Annotated in this window: 2 protein-coding genes; one reads left to right on the top strand and one right to left on the bottom strand. The window is 57.8% G+C overall.

The window, feature by feature from the left end:
* A partial coding sequence (locus AC1DT3_RS16270; RefSeq protein WP_477466286.1) for a dicarboxylate/amino acid:cation symporter occupies positions 1 to 860 on the top strand: 860 nt, incomplete at its 5' end.
* A gap of 57 nt (positions 861 to 917) precedes the next feature.
* Here AC1DT3_RS16270 and AC1DT3_RS16265 read toward each other — a convergent pair.
* The gene (locus AC1DT3_RS16265; RefSeq protein WP_477466285.1) at positions 918 to 2,939 is read right to left on the bottom strand and encodes a cache domain-containing protein; all 2,022 of its coding nucleotides are present in this window, start codon (positions 2,937 to 2,939) and stop codon (positions 918 to 920) included.
* Positions 2,940 to 3,145: the final 206 nt, after the last annotated feature.

Raw genomic sequence — 3,145 nt, 5'->3', positions numbered from 1 at the left:
GCGACAATCTGAAGGTACTGTTCTTTGCCATCATCTTCGGCGCGGCGGTCGGGTTTATCCGGGGCGATGGCACCGACTCTTTTTCGACCACGCTGGAAACGATCTATCACGCGAGCCAACGCGTCATCACCTGGGTGAACTACTCTCTTCCGTTCGCTCTCTGTGCCTTGGTGGCGAGCCAGATCGCGCTGGTGGGACTCGAGCCCTTGGCCGCCATGGTAAATTTCCTGGCGACTTTCTCCTTGGCTGCACTGATCGTACTCATCGTGAGCAGTCTATTGATTTGGTGGCGCGTTCGCCACCGGATCGGCTACTTTCAATCTTTGCTCGCTCTTCGTGAGCCGGTGCTGATTGCAGCGGGAACAAGAAGTTCGATTGCGTCCATCCCTTCGGTCATCAAGGCGACGACCGACAACCTGGGATTCGATCGTACCATGGTGGAGCTGGTTGCTCCGTTGGGTATCACGCTTTGTCGCTATGGGCCGACTCTCTACTACGCCGTAGCGACCGTCTTTGTCGCCGAACTCTACGACGTCTCTCTCGGTCCAGAGGCGTATCTCATCATCTTCGTCGGCTCACTCCTGGCAGGCGTCGCCTCTTCGGGAACGACCGGTATTCTGACGATCTCGTTACTCGGCCTGGCGTTCGCTCCGCTGGGACTGCCATTGGAAGCCGCCCTCATTCTGTTCATCACCATTGATCCGTTGGCCGACATCATTCGGACGGTTCTCATCGTCTATTCGAACTGCGCGGCGGTCGCGCTCGTCTGCGATCCCGCTGAAGATTGGGCTTTGCTCGGCAACTCCGAAGATTTGCCGTTGGAGCCAGACCATGGCGATCGCGCCACTCTGGCTCGATGATGCGGAGGCTATCGAGCATCACAGCGTTCGCGAGCTCCCGGTCGGCGCTCCATGACTTTACCCGCTCAACTCGACGACAGCGCTCCAGTTCGCCCCGGGAGGATTCTGCGCCAATTCTCGGCAGCGCGCCGCCAATTTAGCCACGACGGCGTCGCTTGGATATCGTTCCGCTGCGTCTGAATAGACTTCGTACGCCTCGTCCCACTTTCGATCCAGATAGAGAAAGAAACCTTTGGCCGTCCGCATGGCGAGATCGCTCTGGGATTCCACGGTCGCCGGCGCCGACGGCGCGTCCCGCGAAGCCATTAACTCGTAGATCGTCAGCCCCGTTCGCCGCCCTTTCACCGCCACATGATCAATCGGTCGCATAAGAAACCTGTCGCCGGTTTCCCGAAAGACAGCATCACTGACGCAAATGGATGTGCCGTAGACTTTGTTGATGCCTTCCAGACGCGACGCGATGTTCACGCCATCGCCGATCGCGGTGTAGCTCATGCGCTCCGCAGACCCGATATTTCCGACGACGACCGTGTCTGTGTGGATACCGATGCGAGCTCTCATGATCGGAAGGCCGCTGCGCTCCGCCTCAACGTTCAATGCCAACATCGCGGTTTGGATTTCGAGTGCTGACCGGCAAGCATTGTAGGCATGATCAGGTTGGGCAAGCGGGGCTCCCCAAAAGGCCATTGTGGCGTCGCCAATGAACTTGTCGATTGTACCGTTGTTGCCGATGACGATTCCACTTACGAGATCCAGATGTCGCGATATCTGCAGCATCAGCTCTCGCGCGGGCAAGCGCTCGGAAAGGAGCGAAAAGCCGGCCAAGTCCGTGAACATGATACTCAGGCGCTGGGGTTGCCCTCCGAGCTCGAGGGAGCGCCCGCTCGCCAGCAGTTGCTGCACCAGAGTGCGCGGGGCAAAGCGAGAGAAGGTCTGCACCGCAGCTTTCATCGCCTGCATGGCGTCCACGAGCTGGATGATTTCCGTGATGCGCGACGACACTTGAACATCGCCGTCCAGCACGAACCGTCTGATTTTTTTCGTCTCGTCGATCACCTGGAGGATGGGTCGTGTGATGCGCAGCGCCACCCAGTTGATCGCGAGGATGGATGCGATGCTGACCAAGAGCGATATCAGCAGAATGTCGCGGGTCGTTTCCTTAAGCGCGCCGACAAAGTCGTTGACCGGCACTAGAATCGCAATACTCCAGGCCTTGTCGAACGTTTTGGGAAAAGACTCGAATCTGGCGAGATAATCCACATCGTTCCAGGTGTAGGTAAAGTTCGATCCAGAGCCGCTTCGCTTGAGATTGAAGGCGGCGCTCACATACGGCAGGTTGAGGTCGCTCACGGTCGGAAGCGATATGTCCGGACCGTCGATCCGAACCGTCTTTTTTGCATCGGGAAAGGCGATCACGCGATCGCGATCATCGACGATGAACGCGATGCCGGTCTCGCCAATCCGCTGTCGATCGAGAAACGATGACATGCTGTCGAGCGTGATATCGGCAGCGACCACTCCGAGAAGCTTACCATCCTTGGTGAAGAAAGGCTCACTGATCGTAATGCCGGGCTTCCCGTTGCTGGCGAATAGATAGATGTCGGACAGGTAGCGCCCGCCGCGTTGGGCCGCGCCCGTGTAGAACGGCCGCTCACGCGGGTCATACGTTACTCCTGTGATATTGTCGGAGCCGGTAGGAGTGTCCCAGCTTTCGATGAAGCGGTAGCTGTCGGTCGACTGGGACGCGGCTCGTTCGAGCGTCCGTAGTGCGAATTTCGTTCCGGCTGGAATGCGTCGGGTATTTGGCCCGAGCCATTTGTCGTCCGGTGTTATGCGGACGACTTGTATGAAATTGCCGCTCGCTTCGAAGCCGATATAGGCGCCATAGACATGCGGATACGATTCCAGAACCTTAAGGAGATGGCGCAACATCTCGGGCTGGTCGAGCAAATCAGGATGGATCTCGCCAATGACGGCGAGTTCGCCGACCGCGGCTCTCACAGGTTCAAGGAGGTAAGCGGTGTTGTCGATCGTCGACTTGCTGGCCGCGTCGAGAAAGGAATCTGCAAACCTCAACATGAGGCGCGAATTGCGACTGTACGTGTACCAGGTCAGGACACTGCAAATCAACATCAGCAGAATTACGAACGAAGTCGCGATACTGACGCGAAGCGATACACCCCGAGGGCGGCTCACCTGCGCCGCRCTGTCACCGTCTTCCGCCACCGGGCTAATTTCCTTATTAAGGTCAATGACATCAATCCTATCGATGTACGGCCGCTGTT

Source organism: Microvirga sp. P4_G7 (genome assembly GCF_056401005.1).
This window is presented reverse-complemented; position numbering and strand designations above follow the sequence as displayed.